Origin of the sequence: Aquitalea denitrificans (assembly GCF_009856625.1) — a bacterium.
In the GTDB taxonomy this organism is placed as follows: Bacteria; Pseudomonadota; Gammaproteobacteria; order Burkholderiales; family Chromobacteriaceae; genus Aquitalea; species Aquitalea denitrificans.
Genome location: NZ_CP047241.1, coordinates 3,399,145 through 3,424,032, shown reverse-complemented (window position 1 = coordinate 3,424,032; position 24,888 = coordinate 3,399,145). Strand labels below are relative to the sequence as shown.

Annotated in this window: 23 protein-coding genes and 2 tRNA genes; 12 read left to right on the top strand and 13 right to left on the bottom strand. The window is 57.8% G+C overall.

From position 1 onward, the window contains the following. Positions 1-59 precede the first annotated feature (59 nt). The 4 genes from aroC (at position 60) to GSR16_RS15615 (ending at position 4,371) form a co-directional block, all read left to right on the top strand. On the top strand, positions 60-1,160 hold the full coding sequence (gene aroC / locus GSR16_RS15630; protein ID WP_159878990.1) for a chorismate synthase: 1,101 nt from the start codon (positions 60-62) through the stop codon (positions 1,158-1,160). A 47-nt stretch (positions 1,161-1,207) separates the two neighbouring features. Next, positions 1,208-2,632: an EAL and HDOD domain-containing protein gene (locus GSR16_RS15625; protein ID WP_159878988.1), complete on the top strand. Its 1,425-nt coding sequence runs from the start codon at positions 1,208-1,210 to the stop codon at positions 2,630-2,632. A 207-nt stretch (positions 2,633-2,839) separates the two neighbouring features. Continuing rightward, on the top strand, positions 2,840-3,145 hold the full coding sequence (locus GSR16_RS15620) for an acyl carrier protein (RefSeq protein ID WP_338024031.1): 306 nt from the start codon (positions 2,840-2,842) through the stop codon (positions 3,143-3,145). Further along, positions 3,142-4,371 (top strand): beta-ketoacyl-[acyl-carrier-protein] synthase family protein, encoded by a 1,230-nt coding sequence (locus GSR16_RS15615; protein WP_159878986.1) that lies wholly within the window; start codon positions 3,142-3,144, stop codon positions 4,369-4,371. Before GSR16_RS15620 ends, GSR16_RS15615 begins: the two co-directional genes overlap by 4 nt. A 55-nt stretch (positions 4,372-4,426) precedes the next feature. Here GSR16_RS15615 and alkB read toward each other — a convergent pair whose 3' ends face one another. The 4 genes from alkB to GSR16_RS15595 form a co-directional block, all read right to left on the bottom strand. Continuing rightward, a complete protein-coding gene (gene alkB, locus GSR16_RS15610; RefSeq protein ID WP_159878984.1) occupies positions 4,427-5,071 on the bottom strand; it encodes a DNA oxidative demethylase AlkB in 645 nt (214 codons plus the stop codon). A gap of 18 nt (positions 5,072-5,089) precedes the next feature. Next, the gene (gene ada / locus GSR16_RS15605) at positions 5,090-6,166 is read right to left on the bottom strand and encodes a bifunctional DNA-binding transcriptional regulator/O6-methylguanine-DNA methyltransferase Ada (protein ID WP_159878982.1); all 1,077 of its coding nucleotides are present in this window, start codon (positions 6,164-6,166) and stop codon (positions 5,090-5,092) included. Positions 6,167-6,335: 169 nt separating this feature from the next. Next, a complete protein-coding gene (locus GSR16_RS15600) occupies positions 6,336-7,355 on the bottom strand; it encodes a porin (protein ID WP_159878980.1) in 1,020 nt (339 codons plus the stop codon). A gap of 795 nt (positions 7,356-8,150) precedes the next feature. Beyond that, positions 8,151-8,240, bottom strand: a tRNA-Ser gene (locus GSR16_RS15595). Positions 8,241-8,446: 206 nt separating this feature from the next. On the opposite strand from GSR16_RS15595, the gene GSR16_RS15590 reads away from it, so the two are divergent. Next, positions 8,447-9,598, top strand: a complete 1,152-nt coding sequence (locus tag GSR16_RS15590) for a pyridoxal phosphate-dependent aminotransferase (RefSeq protein ID WP_205677446.1) — start codon at positions 8,447-8,449, stop codon at positions 9,596-9,598. A 59-nt stretch (positions 9,599-9,657) separates the two neighbouring features. Here the strand turns inward: GSR16_RS15590 and GSR16_RS15585 are convergent, their stop codons facing one another. From GSR16_RS15585 to apbC, 4 genes are read right to left on the bottom strand one after another with little or no spacing between them, the layout of a single operon-like run. Next, positions 9,658-9,936 carry a barstar family protein gene (locus tag GSR16_RS15585; RefSeq protein ID WP_240902512.1) on the bottom strand — a complete coding sequence of 93 codons (279 nt, stop codon included), beginning with the start codon at positions 9,934-9,936 and terminating at the stop codon, positions 9,658-9,660. Then, the gene (locus GSR16_RS15580; protein WP_159878978.1) at positions 9,927-10,379 is read right to left on the bottom strand and encodes a ribonuclease domain-containing protein; all 453 of its coding nucleotides are present in this window, start codon (positions 10,377-10,379) and stop codon (positions 9,927-9,929) included. The genes GSR16_RS15585 and GSR16_RS15580 overlap by 10 nt, the downstream gene beginning before the upstream one ends. A 3-nt stretch (positions 10,380-10,382) precedes the next feature. Continuing rightward, on the bottom strand, positions 10,383-11,162 hold the full coding sequence (gene murI / locus GSR16_RS15575; RefSeq protein ID WP_159878976.1) for a glutamate racemase: 780 nt from the start codon (positions 11,160-11,162) through the stop codon (positions 10,383-10,385). A gap of 10 nt (positions 11,163-11,172) precedes the next feature. Continuing rightward, a complete protein-coding gene (gene apbC, locus GSR16_RS15570) occupies positions 11,173-12,264 on the bottom strand; it encodes an iron-sulfur cluster carrier protein ApbC (protein WP_167522578.1) in 1,092 nt (363 codons plus the stop codon). Positions 12,265-12,627: 363 nt separating this feature from the next. Between apbC and GSR16_RS15565 the strand changes: the two genes are divergently transcribed. Together GSR16_RS15565 and metG are read left to right on the top strand one after the other, a co-directional pair. Next, positions 12,628-13,887: an MFS transporter gene (locus tag GSR16_RS15565; RefSeq protein ID WP_205677445.1), complete on the top strand. Its 1,260-nt coding sequence runs from the start codon at positions 12,628-12,630 to the stop codon at positions 13,885-13,887. A gap of 146 nt (positions 13,888-14,033) precedes the next feature. Next, positions 14,034-16,094 (top strand): methionine--tRNA ligase, encoded by a 2,061-nt coding sequence (gene metG, locus GSR16_RS15560; protein ID WP_159878970.1) that lies wholly within the window; start codon positions 14,034-14,036, stop codon positions 16,092-16,094. Positions 16,095-16,255: 161 nt separating this feature from the next. Here the strand turns inward: metG and GSR16_RS15555 are convergent, their stop codons facing one another. Next, a complete protein-coding gene (locus GSR16_RS15555) occupies positions 16,256-16,576 on the bottom strand; it encodes a hypothetical protein (protein WP_159878957.1) in 321 nt (106 codons plus the stop codon). 57 nt (positions 16,577-16,633) lie between these two features. Here GSR16_RS15555 and GSR16_RS15550 point away from each other — a divergent pair, with 57 nt between their 5' ends. The 3 genes from GSR16_RS15550 (at position 16,634) to GSR16_RS15540 (ending at position 18,920) form a co-directional block, all read left to right on the top strand. Then, the gene (locus GSR16_RS15550; protein ID WP_159878955.1) at positions 16,634-17,254 is read left to right on the top strand and encodes a VC0807 family protein; all 621 of its coding nucleotides are present in this window, start codon (positions 16,634-16,636) and stop codon (positions 17,252-17,254) included. Positions 17,255-17,653: 399 nt separating this feature from the next. Next, positions 17,654-17,730: transfer RNA gene (locus tag GSR16_RS15545), tRNA-Met, on the top strand. Positions 17,731-17,930: 200 nt separating this feature from the next. Continuing rightward, positions 17,931-18,920: a 2-hydroxyacid dehydrogenase gene (locus tag GSR16_RS15540; protein WP_159878953.1), complete on the top strand. Its 990-nt coding sequence runs from the start codon at positions 17,931-17,933 to the stop codon at positions 18,918-18,920. An 11-nt stretch (positions 18,921-18,931) separates the two neighbouring features. Here the strand turns inward: GSR16_RS15540 and yaaA are convergent, their stop codons facing one another. Beyond that, entirely contained in the window at positions 18,932-19,705 is a 774-nt protein-coding gene (yaaA, locus tag GSR16_RS15535; protein ID WP_159878951.1) for a peroxide stress protein YaaA, read from the bottom strand. 50 nt (positions 19,706-19,755) lie between these two features. Then, positions 19,756-20,595 carry a PhzF family phenazine biosynthesis protein gene (locus tag GSR16_RS15530; RefSeq protein ID WP_159878949.1) on the bottom strand — a complete coding sequence of 280 codons (840 nt, stop codon included), beginning with the start codon at positions 20,593-20,595 and terminating at the stop codon, positions 19,756-19,758. A 51-nt stretch (positions 20,596-20,646) separates the two neighbouring features. On the opposite strand from GSR16_RS15530, the gene dtd reads away from it, so the two are divergent. Continuing rightward, complete coding sequence (gene dtd / locus GSR16_RS15525) at positions 20,647-21,099, top strand: D-aminoacyl-tRNA deacylase (RefSeq protein ID WP_159878947.1); 453 nt, start codon at positions 20,647-20,649, stop codon at positions 21,097-21,099. Between the two features lie 73 nt (positions 21,100-21,172). On the opposite strand, the gene GSR16_RS15520 is transcribed toward dtd, so the two are convergent. Together GSR16_RS15520 and gloB are read right to left on the bottom strand one after the other, a co-directional pair. Next, positions 21,173-23,134 carry a LysM peptidoglycan-binding domain-containing protein gene (locus GSR16_RS15520; protein ID WP_240902511.1) on the bottom strand — a complete coding sequence of 654 codons (1,962 nt, stop codon included), beginning with the start codon at positions 23,132-23,134 and terminating at the stop codon, positions 21,173-21,175. A gap of 194 nt (positions 23,135-23,328) precedes the next feature. Next, positions 23,329-24,087, bottom strand: a complete 759-nt coding sequence (gloB, locus tag GSR16_RS15515; RefSeq protein WP_159878943.1) for a hydroxyacylglutathione hydrolase — start codon at positions 24,085-24,087, stop codon at positions 23,329-23,331. 20 nt (positions 24,088-24,107) lie between these two features. Between gloB and GSR16_RS15510 the strand changes: the two genes are divergently transcribed. Further along, positions 24,108-24,869: a class I SAM-dependent methyltransferase gene (locus tag GSR16_RS15510; protein WP_159878941.1), complete on the top strand. Its 762-nt coding sequence runs from the start codon at positions 24,108-24,110 to the stop codon at positions 24,867-24,869. Positions 24,870-24,888 lie beyond the last annotated feature (19 nt).

Below are 24,888 nucleotides of genomic sequence, written 5' to 3'. Positions count from 1 at the left end.
ATGGTTTTGCCGTGCTAGAATCAGGCCAAACCAGATGAAATGACAAGGGACGAATCAAGATGTCAGGCAACACCATGGGGCTGCTGTTTACTGTTACTTCCTTCGGCGAAAGCCACGGACCGGCCATCGGCTGCGTGGTGGATGGCTGCCCGCCCGGACTGGCCATTACGGCAGAGGAAATCCAGCAGGAACTGGACCGTCGCAAGCCCGGCACCAGCCGGCATGTCACCCAGCGACGCGAGCCTGATGCGGTTGAAATCCTGTCTGGTGTTTATGAAGGCAAGACCACCGGCACGCCGATTGCCTTGCTGATCCGCAATACCGACCAGCGCTCCAAGGACTACGGCAATATTGCTGAAACCTTCCGTCCCGGTCATGCAGACTATACGTACTGGCACAAGTACGGCGTGCGCGATCCGCGTGGCGGTGGTCGTTCCAGCGCACGAGAGACCGCGGTACGCGTGGCTGCCGGTGCCATTGCCAAGAAATGGCTTCATGAGCGCTACGGTGTAGTGATTCGTGGCCACATGACCCAGATTGGCGAAGTGGCAATTCCGTTCAAGAGCTGGGATGTGGTGAATTCCAATCCCTTCTTTGCCGCCGATGACAGCGTGGTTCCGCAGTTGGAAGACTATATGGACTCCATCCGCAAGAGCCTGGATTCGGTGGGTGCGCGCTTGCGCGTTGTCGCAGAAAATGTACCGGTGGGTTGGGGAGAGCCGGTATTTGATCGTCTCGACGCCGACATCGCCTATGCCATGATGAATATCAACGCGGTAAAAGGCGTAGAGATTGGGGCCGGTTTTGCTGCGGTGACCCAGCGTGGCAGCGAGCATGGTGACGAACTTACGCCAGAAGGCTTTGCCAGTAATCATGCCGGTGGCATTCTGGGAGGCATTTCCACTGGGCAGGACATCGAGGTTTCGATGGCAATCAAACCCACCTCGTCAATTGCCCAGCCGCGCCGTTCCATCGACAAGCAGGGCAACCCAGTTGTGGTGGAGACGCATGGTCGTCATGACCCCTGCGTCGGCATTCGTGCCACCCCCATTGCCGAAGCCATGCTGGCACTGGTACTGATGGATCATGCCCTGCGCTATCGTGCCCAGTGCGGTGATGTGGTAGTGGATACTCCGCAAATTCCGGGGCGAATCAGCTAGACTGGATGGAGGCTATATGACAGCCGGGCATCAAGAGAGAGCAAATCATGTTTAAAAATCTGATTGGCGGTTTGGCCGGTCGTCTTAAAAAAAGCGAAGAGAGTCCGGCAGACGAGATCGCCGCTGTCGAAAAAGAACTGGAAGCCTCGCCGGTCAAGCACCGTGCCGAGCCAGATCCCATTGACCAGTTACCGCCGACGCTGGGCTTTGTCGCCCACCAGCCAGTAATGGATCGTCAGCACCGCGTGGTGGCCTACGAGTTTTTCGTCAAGTCCGGAGCAGCCATGAAAGGAGGCAAGCAACAGGATTTTGACCGCCTGATGCTGACCACTTTGCAAAACATGGAAGTTTTCCGTCTGCTGGCTTACCGCCGTGCACTGGTACATATCTCCATCAGTTCGCTGGCCGAGCCGCTGCTGTTGCAGATGCCGGCCAAGAGTGTGATTTTTGTACTCGAGCCCGACCTGAGCCAGCCGATCAGCGTGGAAATCATGCCTTTGCTGGACGATCTGCGCAGCAAGGGTTTGCGTTTTGCATTGGAACCGGCGGCTTTTGATGGCCAGGTACTGGCAGAGCGCTTGCAGCCAGAGCTGTTCAACCGCATGGACTTCATGCTGCTGGACTTTGCTGCGCCGTCCACCCGCGTATTGGCACCGATTCTGGATCAGTTGCCGCGTCGTTATCCCAATGCACGCTGGATGGCTCGTAATGTCGGTACGGCCGAAGACCTGGATATCTGCCTGCGTGCACCGGGCAGCAACCGTTTTGCATTATTCCATGGCCCCTTTATTGCTACGGTGCGCAGTCTGGAAAGTGGCAAGGTAGACAGCAACCAGACCCGGGTATTGCAGATCATGCGCATGCTGCGTGCCAATGCGGAACCGCGCGAACTGGAAGCCCAGTTCAAGCTGGATTCGGTGCTGTTGTTCAAGCTGCTGCGGTTTATCAATTCCCCGGTTAATGGCTTGTCGCGCAAAGTGCAGACCATTGAAGAAACCCTGCTGCTGCTGGGGCGGGAAACCCTGTTCAAATGGCTGTCCATGCTGTTGTTCACGGCGAAGAAGGAAGACGGAACGGCACTGGCACTGCTGGAGAAATCCCTGATCCGCGCCCGCTTCCTGGAGCGTCTGGGTGCTTATCGTGGTAACAAGCTGGAAGCCGAGCATCTGTTTCTGACTGGAATGTTTTCTTTGCTGGATGTCCTGCTAAACCAGCCCTTTCCCGATGTGTTGGACCCGCTGGAGTTGCCGCCGACCGTGCGTGATGCTGTCGTCGAGAACAAGGGCATGTTCAGTCCTTACCTTGCGTTGGCGTTGGCTTGCGAGCAGGGGGATGACCAGCGTATCAATGCCTTGTGCAAGGTGCTGAATTTTGAAGTGGAACACACCTGCCGCTACTACATCGACTCGGTGGTATGGGCACAGGAAGTACTACGTGAAAGCGATGTGCACAATGATGTAGAAGCTGTCTGAGCCAAACCCGTGGGCCAATAAAAGCCAGCACGGGGTGCTGGCTTTTTGCATGATCGCGTAGAATCATGTAATGACATTATAGTGGTGGACTGGTTACGCCATATTTTGTGCTTTTCCTCGAGTTGGCCAAGCCATCTGTTGCCTGTCAACAACTGGCATAAAACTCGACAAGAAAGACCATAAATTTTCATGGGGTAGCGGCATACAATGGCACCACATGAAAAATACTACTCCATGCGCAATCCCGATGCCGGACTGTGCGGGCAAGGCATTGTGATGAACACTATTGAGCAGATCCAGCAGTTGATTGTTGAAAAATTTGGCGTAAAAGCCGAAGAAGTCCAGGCTGAACGTGCATTGAGCGAGTATGGCCTGGATTCCCTTGGCCAGATCGAGCTGCTGTTCGCCATTGAAGAACACTTCGATGTCTCCATTCCCGAAGAGGAAGCCCATGTGGCCAATCTGCAAGAACTGGCCAACCTGGTTGACCGCCACATGGCAGTCAAGCAATGAAGACGGTTGTTGCCATTACCGGCATCGGTCTGATTTCGCCGCTTGGCAACCGGCTTGATGATGTATTCGGCAAGCTGATGGAAGGCGAGTCCGGAATCCGGCGAGTGGAGAGCGATGTAACCGGTTGCAAGCCTGCAGTCGTTGGCGCGGTGGATTTTGACCCGGCCAACTGGTTTACCCGCTTGCAGATGTCAGGGGTGGATCGTGTCAGCCAGATGGCCGTGGCTGCCGCTACCCAGGCTTTGGAGGATGCTGCGCTTGCCTTGCCGGATGACCGTGAGCAGGTTGGCGTTTATGTCGGTTGTGCCATGGGGGGCAGCACGGCGCTGGACAAGGGTTTCCAGAATTTCTACCAGACTGGTACCAGGGTGTCGCCGCTTTCGGTGATTGCCAGCATGGCCAATGCTCCGGCCGGGCATATCAGCATGCGTTTTGGCATTACTGGTCCGTCGGTGAATTACTCTGTAGCCTGTGCGTCCTCCGCTATTGCATTGGGTGAAGCAATGCGGGCGATTCGCAGCGGCGAAATCAGCCAGGCGATTGCTGGCGGTGCGGAAGCCATGCTGCTGCCCGGCATCATCAACGCTTGGCAATCGATGCAGGTGCTGGCCAGTCCCGAAGGAGAGCATCCCGAACAGGCATGCCGGCCATATGACAAGACGCGCAACGGACTGGTGCTGGCCGAGGGCGCTGCCTTTCTGATCCTAGAGCGCCTGGACGATGCGCTGGCACGTGGTGCCCGCATTTATGCCACGCTGGATGGCTATGCATGTCGCAGTGATGCTGCGCATATCACCAAGCCCGATGTCGCCGGCCAGGTGCGTACCATGCGTGCCGCTATGGCAGATGCAGGTCTTGCTGCGGCGCAGATAGCCTATTGCAACAGCCATGGTACAGCCACCCAGGTGGGTGATGTGGTTGAGTGTGAAGCATTGCAGACTATCTGGGGGGAGGGGACGCCCGGCCTGCAGGTGAGTGCAACCAAGTCCATGCATGGCCATCTGCTGGGTGCAACCGGGGGGCTGGAGACGGCCATCACGGCGCTGGCCTTGCATCGCCGACAGATTCCACCTACGGCAAACTGTCAGCAGCCGGATGAAAACTGTCGGGTGCAGCATGTATTCGGCAAGGGTGTGGCGGCACCGCAGCTGCAGGCCGCCATCAGCAATTCATTTGCCTTTGGTGGCAGCAATGCCAGCCTGGTATTGCAAGCCTACCCGCGCTGATTATCCGGTACTTGCGCAAAAGCCCGCCTAGGCGGGCTTTTTTGTTGCTGGCCGGTCAAGCCCGGCGGAAGGTCAGGCTGATACGACGACTGCCCAGTAGGGGGTGAGCCCCTGCGGCTAGCGGCATGATGCCATGAAAGCACAAGCGAGCGGGGCCACCGAATACCAGTACGTCCCCGTGAATCAGCGGGATTATCTGGCAAGCATCATTGCGCTGGATGCCGCCCAGCATGAAACGTGCAGGCAGCCCCAGTGACAGGGTAACAATGGGTTGTGAGAAATCGCGCTCATCCCGATCCTGATGCAAGGACATCCGGCAGCCCGGCACATAGCAGTTGATCAGGCAAGCATTACTGTCAAACCCGTTGAAACCGGCAGCAGCAGCCCATTGACTCGCCAGCATGGCAAGCCGTGGAGGCATGGCTGGCCATGCCAGGCCACTGTCAGGGTCGGTTGGGGAGTAGCGATAACCACCATGACCGCTGACCCAGCCTAGGGCACCGCAGTTGCTCATTGAGACAGACATTGTCCGGCCTCCCGGCGTTTGCATCTGGCGTAATGCAGCTTGTTGCAAAACTGCCTGCACGTCCTGCCATATCTGCTTTTCTTCTTCCAGAGCAAGGCCTGGAAGCAGGGTAATACCTGGAGAGAGCTGCTGCACAGGACGCTGCCAGCTTTCCGGAAACAGCTCATCCTGCATGCTTGAAAATCCTCATTATCAATTGTTTTCCTCACGCTTCAGTAACGCCTGTTTGCGGGCCAGACCCCAGCGATAGCCGGATAGCTCGCCATTCTGGCGAATGACACGGTGACAGGGAATGGCTACCGCAAGTGTATTGGCGGCACAGGCGCGGGCCACTGCACGGACGGCACTTGGCTGACCTATTTTGGCGGCTAGTTCGGCATAACTCATTGTCTGGCCCGGGGGGATATCGCGCAGTGCTTGCCAGACGCGCTGCTGAAAGGCGGTACCGCGAATATCCAAAGGTAGTTCCAGCCCCAACCGCGGGTTGTCTATCAGTGCGATGACTGCCGCCATCTGCTGTTCGAATGCCTGTTCATCTCCTTGCAAGTCTGCCTTGGGGAATTGATCCTGCAATTGTTGCAGCAGTATTGCCGGATCATCGCCAAGCAAAATGGCACAGATACCAAGCTGGCTCTGGGCAACCAGAATGGCACCCAGGCTACACGGGGCGATGGCAAAGCGAATGGAGACCTGGCTTCCACCTGCACGGAAGTTGCGTGGAGTCATGCCCAGTCGCTGGGTGGATTCGGCATAGAAGCTGCTGCTGGATTGATAGCCAGCATCATAAATGGCATCGGTAATACTGTTAGCCGTTGCCAGCTTTTGCTGCAGCTTCTGATGGCGAATTGCCATGGCGTATGCGCGTGGTGTCAGTCCGGTTGTTTTCTTGAACAGGCGGTGAAAGTGATAAGGGCTCATGCCAGCCTCGCTTGCCAGTACCTGCAGGCTGGGGGCTCCATCCAGCACGGAAATATGCTGGCAGGCTTGGGTAATCAGGTCGGCCTGCCGCTGCTGGGGAGATGCTTGATCGGGCGTGCAACGCAGGCAGGGGCGAAAGCCGGCGGCACGGGCGGCGTGACCATCAGCAAAGAACACCACGTTTTCCGGTTTGGGCAGGCGTGACGGGCAGCTGGCCCGGCAATAAATGCCGGTCGTGCGGACTGCATAGACAAAGTGTCCGTCTGCGGCTGTACTGCGTTGCAATACCAGTTGCCAGCGCGGGTCTTGTGCGATGGAAGAGGCTTTTTGCTGAGTGCTGGATGGTGGCATGGTGAGCTGCTTTCCTTGGGGGTGACTGACTATGGCAGCAAATACCAGTACAGACACCATGTGGATTGCGCTCAAATTCTAGCAGTGGGAAAACCTGGCTGCATGCATAAAAAAGGCCTGCATGATGCAGGCCTGAAGGGATTCACTGACTCGAGGGAATGCTAGCGGATCAGAAGCTCTTGGAGAGGCCGATGAGCTCGCCATTGCGAGCACTGCCGCCTGCTTGTGGCTTGTCATGTGACAGCTCGATGTAGGCCATGGTGTGCTTGCTCAGGTTGTAGTGCAGCAGCAGGTTGACGTATTTCTCCGTGCCTTGTACCAGCGCGGGCGAATTGTCCTTGCGAACCCCAGTTTGCAGGCCAAGCTGGGTATTGCCGATGGTGTAGTAGGCATACAGCGAGGTTGCGTTGATCACGCTGTCATCGGCCAGCTTGTTACGCTGGTATTCCACGGCCAGTTCCAGCGTATCAATCGGCTTGTAGTTGGCAGTCAGGTGTAGCTGGCGGTTGCTGCCCAGCTGGCTGGTGTTATTGGCATTGCTGTTGGTGGTGTTGCTGGAGGCACCATAGTTGGCGGATACCGTCCAGTTGCCGCCACTGAAGCCTGCCAGTACCGAGTAACGGTTGGTGCCGCTGTTGCTGCTTGTTTTGTTTTCATCGGTGGAGAACTGTACGCCACCATAAAAGCCACCCAGATTACCCGGCAGGTCGTAGCGGACCATATTATTGCCGGTCACCCCGCCATACCAGCCCAGATGGTTGTCCGGGCCAGCCCATACGCTGTAATCGAACTTGCCGTCCTCGACGTTGCCGGTACCCTTACCGGCGCGAATCATACCGAAGCTGCCTTTCAGGCCGACAAAGCTGTCATCGCTGGCAAAGATGTTGGCCTGCTTACCCATTTCATCGTAGCCACTACCTGTAGGAGAGAAACGGTTATTTACCTGGAAAATGGCGCTCAAACCATTGCCCAGATTTTCTTCGCCATTGAAATTGATCTGACCACGTCCTGCCACATTGGTAGTGGATGCTGCTGCGGGATTGGTGGTGTAGCCCCAGGCGCTATTTGCCGCTGCGCTGTATTGCAGTACGCCGGCACGGACGAAACCGGAAATGGTGACACCATCATCAGCATGGGCGTAACCGGCGCAGGCAGCCATCACCGCCAGAGCAATAAGTTTGTTTTGCATCTTGTCTTCTCCAATTGTCTCGTTTGTTGTTTTGCTACTTCATTGCTGGTTGGTGTTCGGTATTTGTTCCGGACTTAGCCACCGCAAAAGCAGGGACATTGTTAATTTCTGTGTTATTTATGGTCAAATTCATTTTATGTAGTGTGTTTGCTACATACTTGCACTGATGTATGTAGTAATTTAACTACATAAATTAAAGGTGGAATGTGGCGCGCAGGAGCTATTTGTTACTAGGAAATGTCAGAAAATTAGATATAAAAGCACTTATTTATTAATGTTGGTATGTTGCAACAATGTGGCATTTTCTGCTGAATTTTCGCTTATTATTGAATTTATGCTGCATGTGCACATTAATGTATGAAAATTATCAATTATCTTTTCTGAAAGAAACTGGCTTTAAAGTGACGGTTTTATTTAAAGTGAGGATGCTAGATCGCTAGCTGGCACGGCGGTGTGGCCAGCCTTGCCCTGATCTGGAGCGTAATCTCCCAGCTCGGTTACGATGCCGGTTGAACCCTGCATGTAGTTGGTGCAGAGCATGAGAATTGCGGTGGGAGATGTCGCAAGGAATCGGCGCAATAAAATTGCGCGACATGGATGCACGCGTCAGTCAGGAGAAATCGGCTGGGGCGATAGGTTTGAGGCTACGTACTTGTTGTGTCAGGACTGGCAGCACAGATTGTGCTGGGAATGTGAGTGTGGCTGCAGCGGCATTGTGCATCCGTAGCGGGCTGGAAAAGCCAGAAACAAAAAGCCCCAAGTCTTTTAACAAGAGCTTGGGGTATTTGGGGTGTCTGGCGGAGAGGGAGGGATTCGAACCCTCGGTACGCTCGCACGTACGCCTGATTTCGAGTCAGGTACATTCGACCACTCTGCCACCTCTCCGACTCAGAGATGCGCAGTTTATGGGGGGGCGGGTATCCTGTCAATAGCCAGTTGGTTTGCAGCTGGATTTTTCTTGTCTCGGCTGCCTGTACCGGTGGGTTTGTTGCCGCGGCTGCATGTGGATGGTCGCCCGGCTGTGTGGCTTGCTAAACTGCTGGTTTGGTTGGCTGTTGGCAGCCTGCGCCGTATTTGAACCGAGGATCGTGGTGAAACTATCAACAAGAATGGATGGCGTGGCACCGTTTCAGGTGATGGCCATTCTCGAGAGGGCACGTGCCTTGCAGGCCGAGGGCCGTGATGTCATTCATCTGGAAGTGGGCGAACCGGATTTTGCCACGCCAAAGGCCATTGTCGAGGCCGGGCGGCAGGCCCTGGCCGATGGCCACACCTTCTATACCGCGGCCCAGGGGCTGCCGCAATTGCGCGAAGCCATTGCCGGTTTTTATCAGCAGCGCTATGGCGTGACGGTGGATGCGCGCCGCATCATCGTGACGCCGGGGGCCTCGGGCGCCTTGCAGATCGCCTTGTCCTTGCTGGTCAATCAGGATGATCAGGTGTTGATGGCCGACCCCACCTATCCCTGTAACCGGCATTTTGTCAGCCTGTTGGGTGGTGAGCCGGTTTGCCTGCCGGTGGGGCCAGAGACCCGTTACCAGTTGCTGGCCGATGGTGTGGATGAGGCCTGGTCCGAGCGAACGGTGGCGACCATGGTGGCCAGCCCGGCCAACCCGACTGGCACGCTGTTGAGTGTCGCGGAGCTGGCGGCGCTGAGTGCCAGCTGCAAGCAACATGGCGGCAGCCTGATTGTGGACGAAATTTATCACGGGCTGACTTATGGCTGTGATGCGGCAACTGCGCTGGCGGTCGACCCGGATGTATTTGTGATCAACAGCTTCTCCAAGTATTTCCAGATGACAGGCTGGCGGCTGGGTTGGCTGGTGGTGCCGGATGACTATGTCGAACCGGCATTGCGCCTGGCGCAGAACCTGTTTCTGTGTCCGCCTGCCATGGCGCAATATGCAGCATTGGCGGCTTTCCAGCCGCAGGTGATTGCCGAGCTGGAACAGCGCCGCGCCGAGTTTGGCCGTCGCCGCGACTATCTGCTGCAGGCGCTGCCGCAATTGGGATGGAAGCTGCCGGTGCAGCCTGAGGGGGCGTTTTATCTGTATGCCGATGTTAGCGCAGTGACTGAGGACAGCTTTGCCTACTGTGCGCGTTTGCTGGAGGAGGTGAACGTGGCCATCACGCCCGGAGCGGATTTTGGCCAGTTTGGCGCGGCCCGCCATGTGCGCGTGGCCTACACCACCGGCATTGAGCGTCTGGCAGAGGCGGTGGCGCGGATTGCCAGCCTGGCCTAGTGAGGGATGACGCAAAAAAAGCTGCCATCTGGGCAGCTTTTTTTGATGGATCACTGGGCTCAGTGATGGATGTCCAGCGTGACATCTCCGCGTTCTTCAGCAACGGATTGCAGGATTTCCAGCAAAGTAGCGTATAGATCTACCCCCAGCATGTGGCGCGATTGTTCGGTATCGCGCCAGACAATTTCATAGGGACCGCGTACATCGGCACTGAGTGAGTCGTACAGTGCGTCCAGGTTGCGGCCGAAGTGGGCCGGCAGGTGGAGCTGACGCGTGATTTCATCGTAAAACTGTTCCAGTGATGTGATCTGTTGCAACTGGCAAATGCTTACTGGCATGCAGGCACCTCGATAAAGCGCTGGTAGTGATCGACAGAGACAAAGCGTTGGCCGGCCCGGGAGAACACCAGGCGATAAGCGCCACGCTTGCCTCCTTTATAGTTCAGGTCTGCTTCTTGCCATTGTCCCTTGGGCAACTGCTTTTCGTAATTGCCGAAGCGGTCACCACCAATGGATTTGCCTTGCAGGGTGGGAACGCTCCACAGACTGCGGCCTGGCTGCCAGCCCGCGGCTTGTGCCTGGCGTTTGGGGATGAACTGCTCGGGCAGGCGACCGGTTTTCTCCAGTGCCTGCAACACGCCCACCAGTTCGTTTGTGTTCAGGCGGTTACCGGTTTGCTGGTTGACCGTGGCGGCTACCGTGCTGCACTGGGGCAGGGCCCAGGCAGAAGGTGCGAGCAGGGTGGTGAGCAACAGTGCTTGCAAGACGTGACGTAGCCGCATGATTTACTCCAGATTCAGGGATTCGACAGCATGGCCGTGACCGATCAGCAATGGCAGCATGCTGGCCATGGGCTGGGTGTCCGGTGCGGTGGTGATGAAGCGGTAGCAGTGGTCGCCCATGCTGTCGCTGCCATGCTGCAGCAGCAGTGAGTCGACACGCCGGGCAATGGCCTCCGCCGGGTCGTACAGGGCAATCTGCGGGCCTGTCAGTTCGCGGATTAGCGGCGACAGGAAGGGGTAGTGAGTGCAGCCCAGCGCGATATGGTCGATGTTTTCCTGCAGTAGCGGCTGCACCACCGCGGCTACCCGGGCGCGAGTGAGGGCGCTGTCCAGCTCGCCGGCCTCCACCTGCTCCACCCAACCCAGGCCGGGACGGCGTAGCACATCCACCTCTCCGGCATGCTTGTCCAGCAGGGCCTGCACCCGTTCGCTGGCCAGCGTGGCCTGGGTGGCCAGCACGGCAATGCGCCCGGTGCGGCTGGCGGCTGCCGCCGGCTTGATGGCGGGCTCAACTCCGACGACGGGAATGGGCAGGTGCTGGCGCAAGGCGGCAACCGCAGCGGTGGTGGCGGTATTGCAGGCCACCACCAGCAGGCTGGCGCCCTGGCTGTGCAGGTAGCGGCCGATCTTCAGGCTGCGCTCGATGATCTCGGCTTTGCTGCGGCCGCCATACGGGCAGTACGCCTGATCGGCCAGATAGGTAATCGGCCAGTCGGGCAGGGCGGCCTGCACGGCTCGCCAGATGGACAGCCCGCCCAGGCCGGAGTCGAACATCGCAATCATGGTGACGTGCTTAGTTGTTCTGGATGACGATCTTGGGGAACTTGCCGGAGAAATCCTGGGCTTTTTCACCCACCTTTACCGCCAGCTTGCGGGCAATGTCCTTGTACAGAACGGCCACGGCACCATCCGGATCGGCGGCAACGGTGGGTTTGCCTTCATCCACCGCCAGACGGATGCTCATGTCCAGCGGCAGCGAGCCCAGCACTTCCACGCCAAAGTCAGCTGCCATGCGTGCGGCACCGCCCTCGCCAAAAATGTGTTCGGCATGACCGCAGTTGCTGCAGATGTGAATGGCCATGTTTTCCACCATGCCCAGAATAGGCACGCCTACTTTCTGGAACATGGTGACGCCCTTGCGTGCATCCAGCAGGGCAATGTCTTGCGGAGTGGTGACAATCAGCGCTCCGGTAACCGGTACTTTTTGCGACAGGGTGAGCTGGATGTCACCGGTGCCCGGCGGCATGTCGATCACCAGGTAGTCCAGATTGTCCCAGCGGGTGTCGTTGAGCAGTTGCTGCAAGGCCTGGCTCACCATCGGGCCGCGCCACGCCATGGCCTGGTCGGCATCCACCAGATAGCCGATGGACATGGTCTGGATGCCGTAGTTGACAATGGGTTGCAGGCTTTTGCCATCCGGTGTTTCCGGACGCTGGCCTTGCAGGCCCAGCATCAGCGGTTGCGACGGGCCATAGATGTCGGCATCCAGAATGCCCACGCGGGCACCTTCAGCCTGCAAGGCCAGGGCAAGGTTGACGGCAGTAGTTGATTTGCCCACGCCGCCTTTGCCGGATGCCACCGCGATGACGTTCTTGACGCCCGGCAGCAAAGGCACGCCGCGCTGAGCCGCGTGGCTGGTGATCTGGCTGCTTACATTGATATGTAGCATCCGTTCTGCTGCAATGGCTTGCAGGGCGGTTTCAAACTGCTGGCGCACCAGGGCAAACTGGCTGGCAGCCGGGTAGGCCAGCACCACATCCAGTGCCAGTTGGTCGGCACTGATGCGGATGTTTTTGACCGCCTTGGCGGCGAGATAGGTTTTACCGGTATTGGCGTCGAGCAGGCCGGCAACGGCCTCCAGTACTTGGGCGTCGGTCAGTGTCATGGTATCGGCTGCGCTATCTGTGTCCGGCTTGCCGCCGAACAGCTTGGTCAGTTTGGAGAGCATGGGGGCGATGGAAGTGGGTGAATACCCGACAATTTTACTATGTTTTTGGGACAGCGGTGTTGTCCCTTCTGTAAGTGGGCATGTTACTCCCGCGCGCCTGTGCTGGCTATGGGTTTGGCCTTGGGCAAGTTGTGTCTGCAATTATTGCTTCATCTTGAATTAATTTGCCGCAAGCACTTGATCTGTGTAGAATTCCCGGCTTTTTTTCGTGCTGGCGCAGCTGTTTTCTGCTGCTGCAAGCCCGGGCTCGGCCCCGTCAGGCCGTGGCTGCGTTCTTTGTCGTCAAGAAAGGTTGTGGTCTTGCAGTCCAAACATATTTCTCTCAGTCCGGCGAATCTGCTGTTTCCGCTGGCACTGGTCCTGTTCGAATTCGCTGTTTACATTGCCAACGACATGGTGCAGCCCGCCATGCTGCAGGTGACGCGTGAGTTCATGGTAGGCAGCAACTGGGTGCCCACCTCGATGACCGCCTTCCTGGTTGGCGGTGCCGTGCTGCCGTGGCTGACAGGCCCACTGTCCGACCGTATCGGCCGTCGCCCGGTACTGTTGTTTGGCGTGGCCTTTTTCATGCTGGCCTGCCTTGCCACCTATCTGGTTCATTCCATTGAGGGTTTCATTGCGCTGCGTGTGGTGCAGGGCATGGGGCTGTGCTTCATCAATGCTGTGGGCTATGCCGCCGTACAAGAAGCGTTTGAAGAAACCGCCGCAGTCAAGGTGACCGCACTGATGGCCAATGTGGCGCTGATTGCGCCGTTGGTGGGGCCGTTGGCCGGTGCCGCGCTGGTGGAGATCGCCCCTTGGCGTAGTTGCTTCCTGGCGATTGCGGTCATGGCGGGCATCGCCTTGCTGGGCCTGATCTGGAAAATGCCGGAAACCATCGTGCCGGGGCAGTTGCGCCAGCCCTTGTGGCGCATGGGCGCAGATTATCTGCGCTTGCTGCAGCAGCCGCGCTTTGTGTTGTCGGCGCTGTGCATACCGCTGCTGGCCTTACCGCTGATGGGCTGGATTGCCCTGTCGCCGGTGCTGCTGGTACGGGACCTGGGCATGAGCACCTTGCAATATGGCCTGATGCAGCTGCCGGTGTTTGGCGGATTGATCGGCGGTAACTTTGCGCTGGTGCTGCTGGCGGAGCGTTGGCCGCTGGGACGTTCGGTCTTTGTCGGCATGGGACCCATCGTCGGCGGCCTGTTGCTGATGCTGGGCGGCGTGCTGTTTACCACCGAGCCAGTATGGCTGATGGTGGCGGGCATGAGCCTGATGAGCTTTGGCGAAGGCCTGAGCTTTGGCGTGCTGTACCGCTTTGCCCTGATGTCGTCGCCAGAGGCTAAGGGCACGGTATCCGCCGCCATGAGCATGCTGTCGATGGCGGGTTATGCACTGGGTATCGAGCTGTTCCGCCTGGCTTACATGGCAGGTGGTATCGCTGGCTTTGCTAGCTGCTCGGTATTCACCGCCGTGCTGTTTGTGCTGCTGGCACGTCGCACCGTGCCGCAGGCCATGGCCGAGCGTGCCGCACCGGCCGATTACCTGCCGCTGGAGCTGCAGGGTCAGAACAGCTAAATCACTGCATTTCCGTCTACAGCAACCCGGTCTGATGGCTTTTGTCGGCAATCAGCCGGGTTTTTGCCGAACACCGCCGTGACCCGTAAGGCTATCCGGCTCTATAATCGACGGCTTGAGATCGCTTACCATCAGGAACACCCACAATGAGCAAACGCAAGATTCTGGTAACCAGTGCACTGCCTTACGCCAACGCGGGGCTGCATCTGGGCCACATGCTGGAACAGATCCAGACCGACGTCTGGGTGCGTTTCCAGAAAATGCGCGGGCACGAATGCTATTACGTGTGCGCGGACGACACCCACGGCGCCCCCATCATGCTGGCCGCCGAAAAGCAGGGCATCACCCCCACCCAGCTGGTGGATGCGGTACGCGAACTGCACCTGGCCGATTCCCAGGGCTTCCTGATTGGCCACGACAACTACTACAGCACCAACAGCCCGGAAAACAAGGCATTTGCCGAGCAGGTGTACAAGGCCCTGCGCGCCGATGACAAGATTTCCAGCCGCACCATCGAGCAACTGTTCGACCCGGAAAAACAGATGTTCCTGCCGGACCGCTTCGTCAAGGGCGAATGCCCCAAGTGCGCGGCCAAGGACCAGTACGGTGACAACTGTGAAGTCTGCGGTGCCACTTACAACCCGACCGAACTGAAGAACCCCTACTCGGCGGTGTCCGGTGCCAAACCGGTGCTGAAAACTTCCGAGCACTACTTCTTCCGCCTGGGCGAGTGTGCCGACTTCCTCAAAGGCTGGACTAGCGGCAGCAGCGTGCGTGCCGATGGCGTCAGCCAGCCGCACCTGCAGCCGGAATCGCTCAACAAGATGAACGAGTGGATCGAAGGCGGCCTGCAGGATTGGGATATCAGCCGCGATGCACCGTATTTCGGCTTTGAAATTCCGGATGCGCCGGGCAAGTACTTCTATGTGTGGCTGGATGCACCGATTGGTTACATGGCCAGCTTCAAGCACCTGTGCGACAGCAAGGGCATCGATTTTGACGCCTGGTTCAAGCCGGATTCGGACGCCGAGATGTATCACTTCATCGGCAAGGACATCCTGTACTTCCACGCCCTGTTCTGGCCGGCCATGCTGCATTACTCCGGTCTGCGCGTGCCCACCGGCGTGTTTGCCCACGGCTTCCTCACCGTGGACGGGCAGAAAATGTCCAAGTCGCGCGGTACCTTCATCCAGGCCAAGAGCTATCTGGACTGCGGCCTGAACCCGGAGTGGATGCGCTACTACATGGCCGCCAAGCTCAACGGCCGCATCGAAGACATCGACCTCAACCTCAATGACTTCGTGGCACGGGTGAATTCCGACCTGGTGGGCAAATATGTCAACATCGCCAGCCGCTCCGCCGGTTTCATCAGCAAGCGCTTTGGCGGCAAGCTGGCCGACAGCGTGGCGGATACCGCCATCCTGCACAAGCTGCAAGCGGCTGCATCGGAACTGGCTGCCGCGTTTGAAGCGCGCGAATACGCCAAGGCACTGCGCGACGTGATGGCACTGGCCGACGAGGTGAATGCCTATGTCGACGCCAACAAGCCGTGGGAACTGGCCAAGCAGGAAGGGCAGGATGCACGCCTGCAGGAAGTCTGCACCGTGCTGATCAATGCCTTCCGCCTGCTCACCATCTATCTGAAGCCGGTACTGCCCAAGCTGGCCGAAAGCGTGGAAGCCTTCCTCGGCGTGGCCCCGCTGGCCTGGTCCGATGCCGACAGCCTGCTGTTGGGCAATACCATCAACACTTATCAGCACCTGATGCAGCGCATCGACCCGGCGCTGATCGACAAACTGATCGAAGCAAACAAACAGAATATGCAAGCCACCAGCAACGCCCCGGCTGCCGCCGCTTACGAGCCGCTGGCCGACACCATCAAGATTGACGACTTTGCCAAGGTAGACCTGCGCATCGGCAAGGTACTGGCCTGCAACTTTGTTGAAGGTTCGGACAAGCTGCTGCAGTTCACCGTGGACCTGGGCTTTGAACAGCGCAACATCTTCTCCGGCATCCGCTCTGCCTATCAGGAACCGGAAAAGCTGGTGGGCCGCAATGTGGTGGTGGTGGCCAATCTGGCCGAGCGCAAGATGCGCTTTGGCGTGTCGCAAGGCATGATCGTCTGCGCCTCTGGTACCGACGATAATTCCGGCCTGTTCCTGCTGGATGTGGATCAGGGCGCGGCACCCGGCATGCGTATCGGTTAAGCGCGGATCCGCCTGCGTCACAAGCCCTGTCGCGGATTGCGGCAGGGCTTTTTGCTTTCTGCGATGCCGTCACGAATGTGTCATTTTGCACTGTTAGAGTGCCAGCAGATAAAGATGTGGAACTATAGTGTTGGCTAATTTGTCAATAACGTGTTAAACCTTTAAATCAAACTAAAATTTTGTCGCAATGATAAAAAAAACAAGGAAATATAAAAATGCAAATCTCTCAACTGAAACCCGGTTACACCGTACTTGAGCATAAAGACAGTGGCGATATCGTCCACTACACCGTTGTCAGCATCCGCCAGGTTGGCAAGATGTTTGAAGTCACCTTCCAATCCGTGCTTGGTCTTGCCAGTGCCTTTTATCCGCCAAACGGCTTTATTCACGCTGCTGCCTGACCACACTGCGACCTGACGAACCCGGGTCGATATCAAGCAAACTACCCCGCCGTCGGCGGGGTTTTGTTTTATGGTGCTCATGACTGATGGATTCTGCCGTATCATGACCGCCTACGTGTTTGCCAAGTCCCATTGCCCATGACCCGCCTGCACAAACTGACTCCCGAACTTGTTGCCAACTTTCTGCTGCCCTGGCTGTGCTATCGCTGGGCACAGCCGCAATGGGGTGAAAGTGCCGGGCTGATCGTGTCTTCCTTGCCGCCTATCGCCTGGAGCGTGGTCGAGCTGCTGCGTTTTCGCCGTATTGATGCGCTCAGCCTGCTGGTACTTGGGGGAATTGCCCTGTCCTTGCTGGCCATGTTGCTCGGTGGCAGTCCGCGGGTGTTGCTGATGCGCGAATCCTTGTTGTCAGGTTTGATCGGAGTGGCATTCCTGCTGTCACTGCTGCTGGGCAAGCCACTGCTGTTCTATCTGGCGCGTGCCACCGTGGCGCGGGAGTCTGCTGCAGGGGGGCAACGTTTTGAGCAGCGCTGGCAGGAGGCTGGTTTTCGTCGGGGCATCCGATTGCTGACGTTGTTGTGGGGGATGGGTCTTACGCTGGAAACAATATTGCGTGCCGCGATGGTCTGCACTATGTCAGTCGAGCGTTTCTTGTTGCTGTCGCCATTTGTCAGCTATGGCCTGATGGCCATCATGTTGCTGCTGACCTGGCGCGGACGCCTGCTACTGCGCCCTCGCACCATCGCAATGGTGGGGTAAGCACAAAAAAAGAGGCCGCCTGTAGAGGCGGCCTTGAATTTCCGTGATGAACACTTAGGAGAATACGCGCTGCACGTCACCAGGGTGGGCACAGAACGATTCAAACTGCACTGGCTACCTGTCTGCTGCACGTTCGCCTCTCGGGGAAGACGACGGGATGTGTGGCAGGCGGCCAGCCACTCATGGGGCAGAAGTGACTGGCGGTAACACAGTACGTACTTTAGGCCAGTGATATTGAGGAGATGTGTCAGTCGCGCGGGCAAATGTTAATAAGTTTTACAAATGAACCGGCTGTCATATTAAAAAAATTTTAAGAAATTGTTGACAGCCTGTCGTGCTACTTGTACTATGCACTCCTCTTCTGAAGAAACACAGCAGAAGACAGCGACAGAACACTGACGCGGGATGGAGCAGTCTGGTAGCTCGTCGGGCTCATAACCCGAAGGTCGTAGGTTCGAATCCTGCTCCCGCAACCAATAATGATGACGACAAAAATCGCATCATACAGAAAACCCCGATAGAACCTGGTTCTACGGGGTTTTCCGTTTTTATTGCGCCATCTTGTCCTTGCCGGTCCTTGCATAAAGCAGGCATGGGGTATGGCCATGCACTAGCGGACCGGGCGCTTGCCGACAGCTTATACTGCAAGACCACCCATATCCCGCAGAGAGCTGCCATGCGCATTGCTGTTTTCGATACCAAGAATTACGACCGCTTGAGTCTGGACGGTGCCAATCAGCAGTTTGGTCATCAACTGAGCTATTTTGAGCCACGACTCAACCGTGACACGCTGGAGCTGGTGCACGATGTGGATGCGGTCTGTCCCTTTGTCAACGACAGGCTGGACGCCGAGGTGATTGCCAGCCTGGCTGCACGTGGTGTCCGCCTGATCACCCTGCGTTGTGCGGGCTTCAATGGTGTGGACCTGGCGGCTTGCCGCCAGCATGGCATCACGGTGACCCGTGTCCCGGCCTATTCACCCCATGCGGTGGCCGAGCACGCCTTTGCCTTGCTGCTGGCCGTGGTACGGCGCATTCACAAGTCTTATGTCCGGGTACGTGAGATGGATTTCTCACTGGATGGGCTGGTGGGTTTTGACCTCTACCGCAAAACCATCGGCGTGGTTGGTACCGGGCGTATTGGCCAGGCCACCATTTCCATTGCCAAAGGCTTTGGCATGCGGGTTCTGGCATTTGATGTATTCCCGCAGGCCGGGCTGGATGAAAAGCTGGGTTTTGAATATGTCACGCTGCCGCAGTTACTGGCGGAATGTGATGTGGTCAGCCTGCATTTGCCGCTGACAGCGGAAACCCAGCACATGATCAACGCTGAGTCGCTGGCCGGCATGAAGGCCGGCGCGGTCCTGATCAATACCAGCCGTGGTGGCTTGGTGGAGACTGGCGCGCTGATTGCGGCCCTGAAGGATGGGCGGCTGGCTGGTGTCGGGCTGGATGTATACGAGATGGAAGAGGGTGTGTTCTTTGAGAACCACTCCGAGGTTGGCTTGCAGGATGACCAACTAGCCCGCCTACTCACCTTTCCCAATGTACTGGTAACCGCGCATCAAGGCTTCCTGACGCGCGAGGCGCTGGACAATATCGCCGAAACCACACTGGCCAATGCCACGGCATTCGAGCAGGGCAGGCTGCTGGACAACAAGGTGTGAAGCGGCCTGCCTCAGCCTTGCTGGCGGCGGAACACCCAGCGCTGAGTGTCTGATGCGCTGCTATCAAAACGGTAACCGGCCAGGTTGAAGTCCTGCAGCGCTTCCGGGATGTCCACCTTGTGCAGTGCTGCCCAGCGTGCCATCAGGCCACGTGCCTGTTTGGCATAGAAGCTGATGATCTTGTACTGTCCGTTCTTGTAGTCCTGGAACACAGGGGTAATCAGCCGGCCATGCAGCTTGGCCGGTTTCACCGATTTGAAGTATTCGTCTGATGCCAGATTGATGAGTACCGGATTATCGGTGGCATCCAGCAGTGTGTTCAGTGCATCGGTGATGCGCTCTCCCCAGAATGCATACAGGTTGGCTCCACGTGGATTGGCCAGTTTGGTTCCCATCTCCAGGCGGTAGGGCTGCATCAGGTCGAGTGGCCGCAACAGGCCGTACAGGCCGGACAGAATGCGCAGATGTTGTTGCAGGTAGTCCAGTTGATCCTCATTCAGGCTGGCCGCGTCCAGTCCTTCATATACGTCCCCCAGGAAGGCCAGTACCGCCTGTTTGGCGTTGGCCAGACTGAAGTCCGGGTTCCAGTCGTGATAGCGGCCCACATTCAGCGTGGCCAGCGCATCGCTGATGTCCATGAGCTTGGCAATGTCCGCCGGGCTTTTCTCGCGCAGCACGCTGATGAGCTGCTGGCTTTCGGCCAGGAAGTCGGGTTCGGTGTAGCGCTTGGTGTGCGGCGGTGTGGTGTAATCCAGCGTTTTGGCTGGGGAAAGTACCATCAACATGGGGCGTGTCCTTGCAGCAGAATGGGGTGAATTGTAGCGGAGCCGATCGTTTAGCGTGCGGGGGCCATGAGCCTGGCGTTGCCGGAAACGCGAATTGAACTGCCTTTTTCAGTCGGGATCGTGGCCTGCAAGCAAGAGCGCTGGCCCATATCCTCACCTTGTACCACCTCGATATGGCCGCCATGCTCCCAGCCAATATCTCGCAGGTAACCGGCAAGGGCGGCAGTGGCCGCTCCGGTGGCCGGGTCTTCATAGACGCCACCCGCAGCGAAGGCATTACGGCTGTGAAAGCGTTGCTGGTTCTCTGCCCACAGCAGCAGGATGGTGGTCAGGCCGGCACGGCGCATCAAGTCGCGGCCTGCTTCCAGCGAGTAACGCATGGCGGATAGGGTGGTACGCTCTTGTACGGCGAGCAGCAGGTGGTCTGCTCCAGCATGGATCAGGGCAGGAGGTAGCTTTGGGTAGAGCTGGTCGGCGCTTAGTCCGAACAAGTCGAGTGCTTCTTGCAGTAAGGCTGCCGGTGCCGCAGTACTGCGTGTCGGTGGCGATTGCAGGGCGGCACTGAGTTGTCCTGCCTGGTATTGGCCACTGACACTGATATTGGCTTGATTCAGTTGCAAGGGAAAATCCCTGTTGCCGTATTGCATCGCCAAAGCTGCTCCCAGTGCAATGGTGGCGTGGCCGCAAAATGGAACCTCTGCTTCTGGTGAGAAATAGCGCACCCGCCAGCCCTGGCCTTGCGGCATGGCGAAGACGGTTTCCGAGAAGCCTAGCTGAGCGGCAATTTTTTGCATCTCGCCATCACTTGGCAGGCTGGGCTGGATCACTACACCGGCCGGGTTGCCGCCACTGTCGCCATTGGAAAATGCAGCAATCTTCAGAATATTCATCACAGGCTCCTACCGGGTAGAATGGCATGTCAGATTCTAGGAGATGCGGGCATGCGGGTGGTTGTTCAACGGGTAAGCGAAGCGAAGGTCAGTGTGGCAGGTGAAACCTGTGGGCAGATTGCTGCCGGCTTGCTGTTGCTGGTGGGCGTGGAGGAGGTGGATACGCAGCAGGATATCGACTGGCTGGTGCGCAAGATCAGCCAGCTGCGCATTTTCAACGATGATGCCGGGATAATGAACCGCTCACTGCTGGAGTGTGGCGGCGAGGTACTGGCGGTCAGCCAGTTCACCCTGTTTGCCTCTACCCGCAAGGGTAATCGTCCTTCGTATAGCCGCGCCGCGCGCGGTGATATCTCCCGCCCGCTGTTCGAGCAGTTTGTTGCCAGCATGGCACTGGTGCTGGGCAAGGCGGTGCCAACCGGGGTGTTTGGTGCCGACATGCAGGTGAGTCTGGTCAATGACGGGCCTGTGACCATTTTGCTGGATAGTCGTGCACCCGAGTGAGCGCCAGGAAGTTTGCCCGCAGACAAGAAAAAACCCGCACCAGCGGGTTTTTTCATTTGCAGGACAAGGGAAATTACAGGCCCTGTGTCTCAATGCGTACGCGCTGGCCTGGCTGCAGGCGGGTCAGCTGATTGGCATCGTTCCAGCGCTGGATGTCAGCATGGTTAACACCAAAGCGGCGGGCAATGCTGTAGACGGTATCGCCACGCTGCACCACGTATTCAGCCGGAACGGCTCCGGTGGCGGCAGTCGGGCCACTGCTGACCTTGACCAGGGCCTCATCCTGCGCGGATGGGGCCGGCACAGCCTCAGCCAGCATGGTGTTGCTGGCCAGCGGATTGGGTTTGACGCGGATGGTCTGGCCCAGTTTTACCGTGCTGTCACTCAGGTTGTTGTAGGACTTGAGATCAGCCACGCTCACGTTGTAACGACGCGAGATATTGAACAGGGTATCGCCACTGACCACGGTATGCTGGGTGGCCGCCGGATTGACACTGGCAAGACGGGCTTCCAGCGGTTTGGGTGGCGGGGTGGTGCTGGATGGCAGGCTGGGTGCTTCAGCCTTGGCCAGTACTACCGGCTTGCTGACTGGTTTTCCAGACGGGGTGGCCTCGCTATCGGCCAGGATGGTCTGTGGCGTGCTGAGCGAAGTGGCTGCCGGGCTGATGGTGGTCGTGCTGGTAGCAGCAGCTGTTGTCGCTAGTGCTACGACTTGCTCAGTCGGCGGCGGTGTCATTGCTGCGCTGGTTGTTGCTGGCCGAATTGTTGCGACCAGAGCCTGGCTGTTGACTGGCAAAGCTGTGGTCACGACCGGAGCTGCCGGAGCCTTGAGCTGTGCCGTCATCGTTGCTGCAGTCTGTGGCTTGGCGCTGGCAATCAGGCTGTCACTGGCGGTGAGGTTGCTGTCTGTGCCATCAAGCGGAGTGGCACCATCGCCCTTGCCGCGCAGTGCTACCAGTACCGGACGACCTGCTGTCAGGCTGCGGGAGCCCAGCTTGTTGACGTTTTGCAGTTCTGCCGAGCTCATGCCATAGCGTTCGGCCACGCTGGCGATGTTTTCATCCGCCGACGGGGTGTAGACCTGCCAGCTTAGCAGCGGCTTGTCCCAGTGCGACAGGTTGTAATCAAACTTGTCGGCCTTGGCCAGCGGAATCAGCATCTGGCGGCCCGGCTTGTGGGCATAGACCGGCAGGTTGAAGGCCGGGTTGAGTTCCTTGAATTCGGCAACCGACATACCAGCCATCTTGGCGGCCACGTCGATATCCATGTGGCGGCCAGTAGAGACAGCAATGAAGTAAGGCTTGTTCGGGAATTTGTCCAGCCGGATACCATACTTTTCCGGCTGGCTGAGGATGTTGCGAACGGCAATCAGCTTGGGCGCGTAATTGCGGGTTTCATTCGGCATCCGGATGTTTTCGTAGGTGGGTTCCAGCCCGGCAGCCTGGGCGCGGGAAATGGCGCGTGCCAGATTGCCTTCGCCCCAGTTATACGCGGCAAGGGCCAGATTCCAATCGCCAAACTGGGCGTACAGATTCTGCAGATAGTCCAGGGCGGCGCGGGTGGCTTCCATGATGTCGCGACGACCGTCATACCACCAGGTTTGTTCCAAGCCGTAATGGCGACCGGTGGCGGGCATGAACTGCCACAGGCCGGCAGCGCCTACCGGCGAGTTGGCAGTAGGAACAAATGCACTTTCCACGATGGGCAGGAAGGCAATTTCAGTTGGCATGCCGCGACGTTCCACTTCATTCATGATGTGGAACAGGTATTTATGGCTGCGGTCAAGAATGCGTTTGAAGTATTCGGGCTTGCTGCTGTACAAGCGTTCCTGCTTGCGTACGATGTCGGCATTGACTTCCGGCAACTGGAAACCTTCACGTGCGCGTTCCCAGACGTTGTCGCCATTACGCAGCAGACTGGAGTTGAGCAGCATCATGTCCAGGCCAGCCGCCTGGGCTTCATCCACCCCTACCGACTGTCGAAAAGCGCCGGAATCGGCATGTGCCAGCAACGGCAAGGAAAATGCAAATGACAACGAAAGTGCCAATGGGGTGATTCTTTTCATTTGGCCAGCCCGGATTTCTGATCTGGGCCGATGCTAAACACCACCCCATGGTGTGTCAATGAAAAAAGACAAATCATTTCATGAGCTTTGCGTGAATACGTCGTTCCGGATAATTGATTGCACCAGTCAGCCTTTTGGCAAGAATGATCTACCCGTAATGCATGTCAGCGAAAATTGTTTTTCCATTCGCGCAACACGGTAAACACCTCCACGCGCTGGGACAAGTGTTGCCCGGCATGGCGGCTGGCTGTGTACTGCACGCTGGCAATGTCGCTACGCATGAAGGGATTGGTGGTTTTCTCCAGTCCCAGCTCGGTCGGCAGGGTAGGCAGCCCCATGGCAATCTGCTTTTGATCCAGCAACTGCCGCAGCTGGATTTCGTCATTGTCCGGCTCTACGGCCAAGGCAAATTTGAGGTTGGACAAGGTGTATTCATGTGCCGGATAGAAACGGGTGGTATCCGGCAGTGCTGCCAGCTTGTCCAGTGAGGCCAGCATCTGGGCCGGGCTGCCTTCAAACAGCCTGCCACAGCCTGCACCAAACAAGGTGTCGCCGCAAAACAGCTGGCCGTGTCCGTAGTAGCCCAGATGATCCAGGGTGTGACCGGGTAGCGCCAGGACATCAAATGCATAGTCGTGCCAGTGCACGCTTGCCCCTTCCATGACCGGCTGATTGACGCCGGCAATGCCTGGCGGTCCGTAAACCTGCGCCTGTGGCCAGCGTTGCAACAGTTCGGCCAGACCACCGCAATGGTCAGCATGATGGTGGGTGATGAGTATGGTTTGCAATGCCAGCCCGCGTTGATCCAGAAACGCAATCAGCGGTGCCGCCTCGCCAGGGTCAACTGCAAGTGCACCGGTGCCCTGTTGCAAAACCCAGATATAATTGTCGGCAAATGCCCGAACGGGGGTAACGGTAAACATGGTCGGATCGGACTCCTTCAATGATGCAAGCGTTTTCCACGTGGCTGACCACGACCGAGCTGGGACATTACCTGCTGCAGTGTGAACAGGCATTTTTCGATCGGGCGGTCGCCGATATTTTCGGTTTTCATGCTGTACAGATGGGCCTGCCCGAAGTGGACTTCCTGACTGCCAACCGCATTCCCTGGCAGTGCCGGGCAGCTGAAGGCGGCAAGGCGCAAATCATCTGCCACCCGGCACAAATGCCGTTTGAATCACGCAGTCTGGATTTGCTGGTCATGCCTCATCTGCTGGATTTTACCACCGAGCCGCATCAGGTTCTGCGTGAGGTGGAACGGGTGCTGGTGCCGGAAGGCCGCTTGCTGATAACCGGCTTTAATCCGGTATCGCTATGGGGAGTGCGACGCCTGATCCAGGGTCGGGCGGATACCCCGTGGCGTGGCAATTTTTTCCCCTTGATCCGTATTCGCGACTGGCTGAAATTGTTGGATCTGGAACCGGTGGCCTGCTGTTTCATGGCCTATGCGCCGCCACTGTCGCAGCAGGGGTGGCTGGAGCGTTTTGGCTTTCTGGAGCGTGCCGGCGATAGATGGTGGCCGCTGGCGGCGGGTGTCTACGGTATCGAAGCGGTCAAGCGTCAGCGTGGCATGCGCCTGATCACCCCGACCTGGAAAACGGCCAAGCCGTCCAAGGGACTGGTTGTGGCCGGAGGGAACGAACGTCACCCCAGCCATAGACAAACGCCGTCCAGCCACCGTCAGGTGCCAGGCCGGCAAGATTGAATCAGCCCGGCCCGTGTCG

Coding starts and splice junctions, on each gene's coding strand:
- GSR16_RS15600 (WP_159878980.1), bottom strand. CDS start 7,355: ATGCAAAACAAACTTATTGCTCTGGCGGTGATGGCTGCCTGCGCCGGT.
- GSR16_RS15615 (WP_159878986.1), top strand. CDS start 3,142: ATGAAGACGGTTGTTGCCATTACCGGCATCGGTCTGATTTCGCCGCTT.
- GSR16_RS15530 (WP_159878949.1), bottom strand. CDS start 20,595: ATGAATATTCTGAAGATTGCTGCATTTTCCAATGGCGACAGTGGCGGC.
- gloB (WP_159878943.1), bottom strand. CDS start 24,087: ATGTTTACCGTTACCCCCGTTCGGGCATTTGCCGACAATTATATCTGG.
- GSR16_RS15580 (WP_159878978.1), bottom strand. CDS start 10,379: ATGCGGCTACGTCACGTCTTGCAAGCACTGTTGCTCACCACCCTGCTC.
- GSR16_RS15620 (WP_338024031.1), top strand. CDS start 2,840: ATGGCACCACATGAAAAATACTACTCCATGCGCAATCCCGATGCCGGA.
- alkB (WP_159878984.1), bottom strand. CDS start 5,071: ATGCAGGATGAGCTGTTTCCGGAAAGCTGGCAGCGTCCTGTGCAGCAG.
- ada (WP_159878982.1), bottom strand. CDS start 6,166: ATGCCACCATCCAGCACTCAGCAAAAAGCCTCTTCCATCGCACAAGAC.
- metG (WP_159878970.1), top strand. CDS start 14,034: ATGAGCAAACGCAAGATTCTGGTAACCAGTGCACTGCCTTACGCCAAC.
- GSR16_RS15555 (WP_159878957.1), bottom strand. CDS start 16,576: ATGAGCACCATAAAACAAAACCCCGCCGACGGCGGGGTAGTTTGCTTG.
- GSR16_RS15550 (WP_159878955.1), top strand. CDS start 16,634: ATGACCCGCCTGCACAAACTGACTCCCGAACTTGTTGCCAACTTTCTG.
- GSR16_RS15625 (WP_159878988.1), top strand. CDS start 1,208: ATGTTTAAAAATCTGATTGGCGGTTTGGCCGGTCGTCTTAAAAAAAGC.
- GSR16_RS15585 (WP_240902512.1), bottom strand. CDS start 9,936: ATGCCAGTAAGCATTTGCCAGTTGCAACAGATCACATCACTGGAACAG.
- GSR16_RS15540 (WP_159878953.1), top strand. CDS start 17,931: ATGCGCATTGCTGTTTTCGATACCAAGAATTACGACCGCTTGAGTCTG.
- murI (WP_159878976.1), bottom strand. CDS start 11,162: ATGATTGCGATGTTCGACTCCGGCCTGGGCGGGCTGTCCATCTGGCGA.
- apbC (WP_167522578.1), bottom strand. CDS start 12,264: ATGACACTGACCGACGCCCAAGTACTGGAGGCCGTTGCCGGCCTGCTC.
- GSR16_RS15510 (WP_159878941.1), top strand. CDS start 24,108: ATGATGCAAGCGTTTTCCACGTGGCTGACCACGACCGAGCTGGGACAT.
- yaaA (WP_159878951.1), bottom strand. CDS start 19,705: ATGTTGATGGTACTTTCCCCAGCCAAAACGCTGGATTACACCACACCG.
- dtd (WP_159878947.1), top strand. CDS start 20,647: ATGCGGGTGGTTGTTCAACGGGTAAGCGAAGCGAAGGTCAGTGTGGCA.
- aroC (WP_159878990.1), top strand. CDS start 60: ATGTCAGGCAACACCATGGGGCTGCTGTTTACTGTTACTTCCTTCGGC.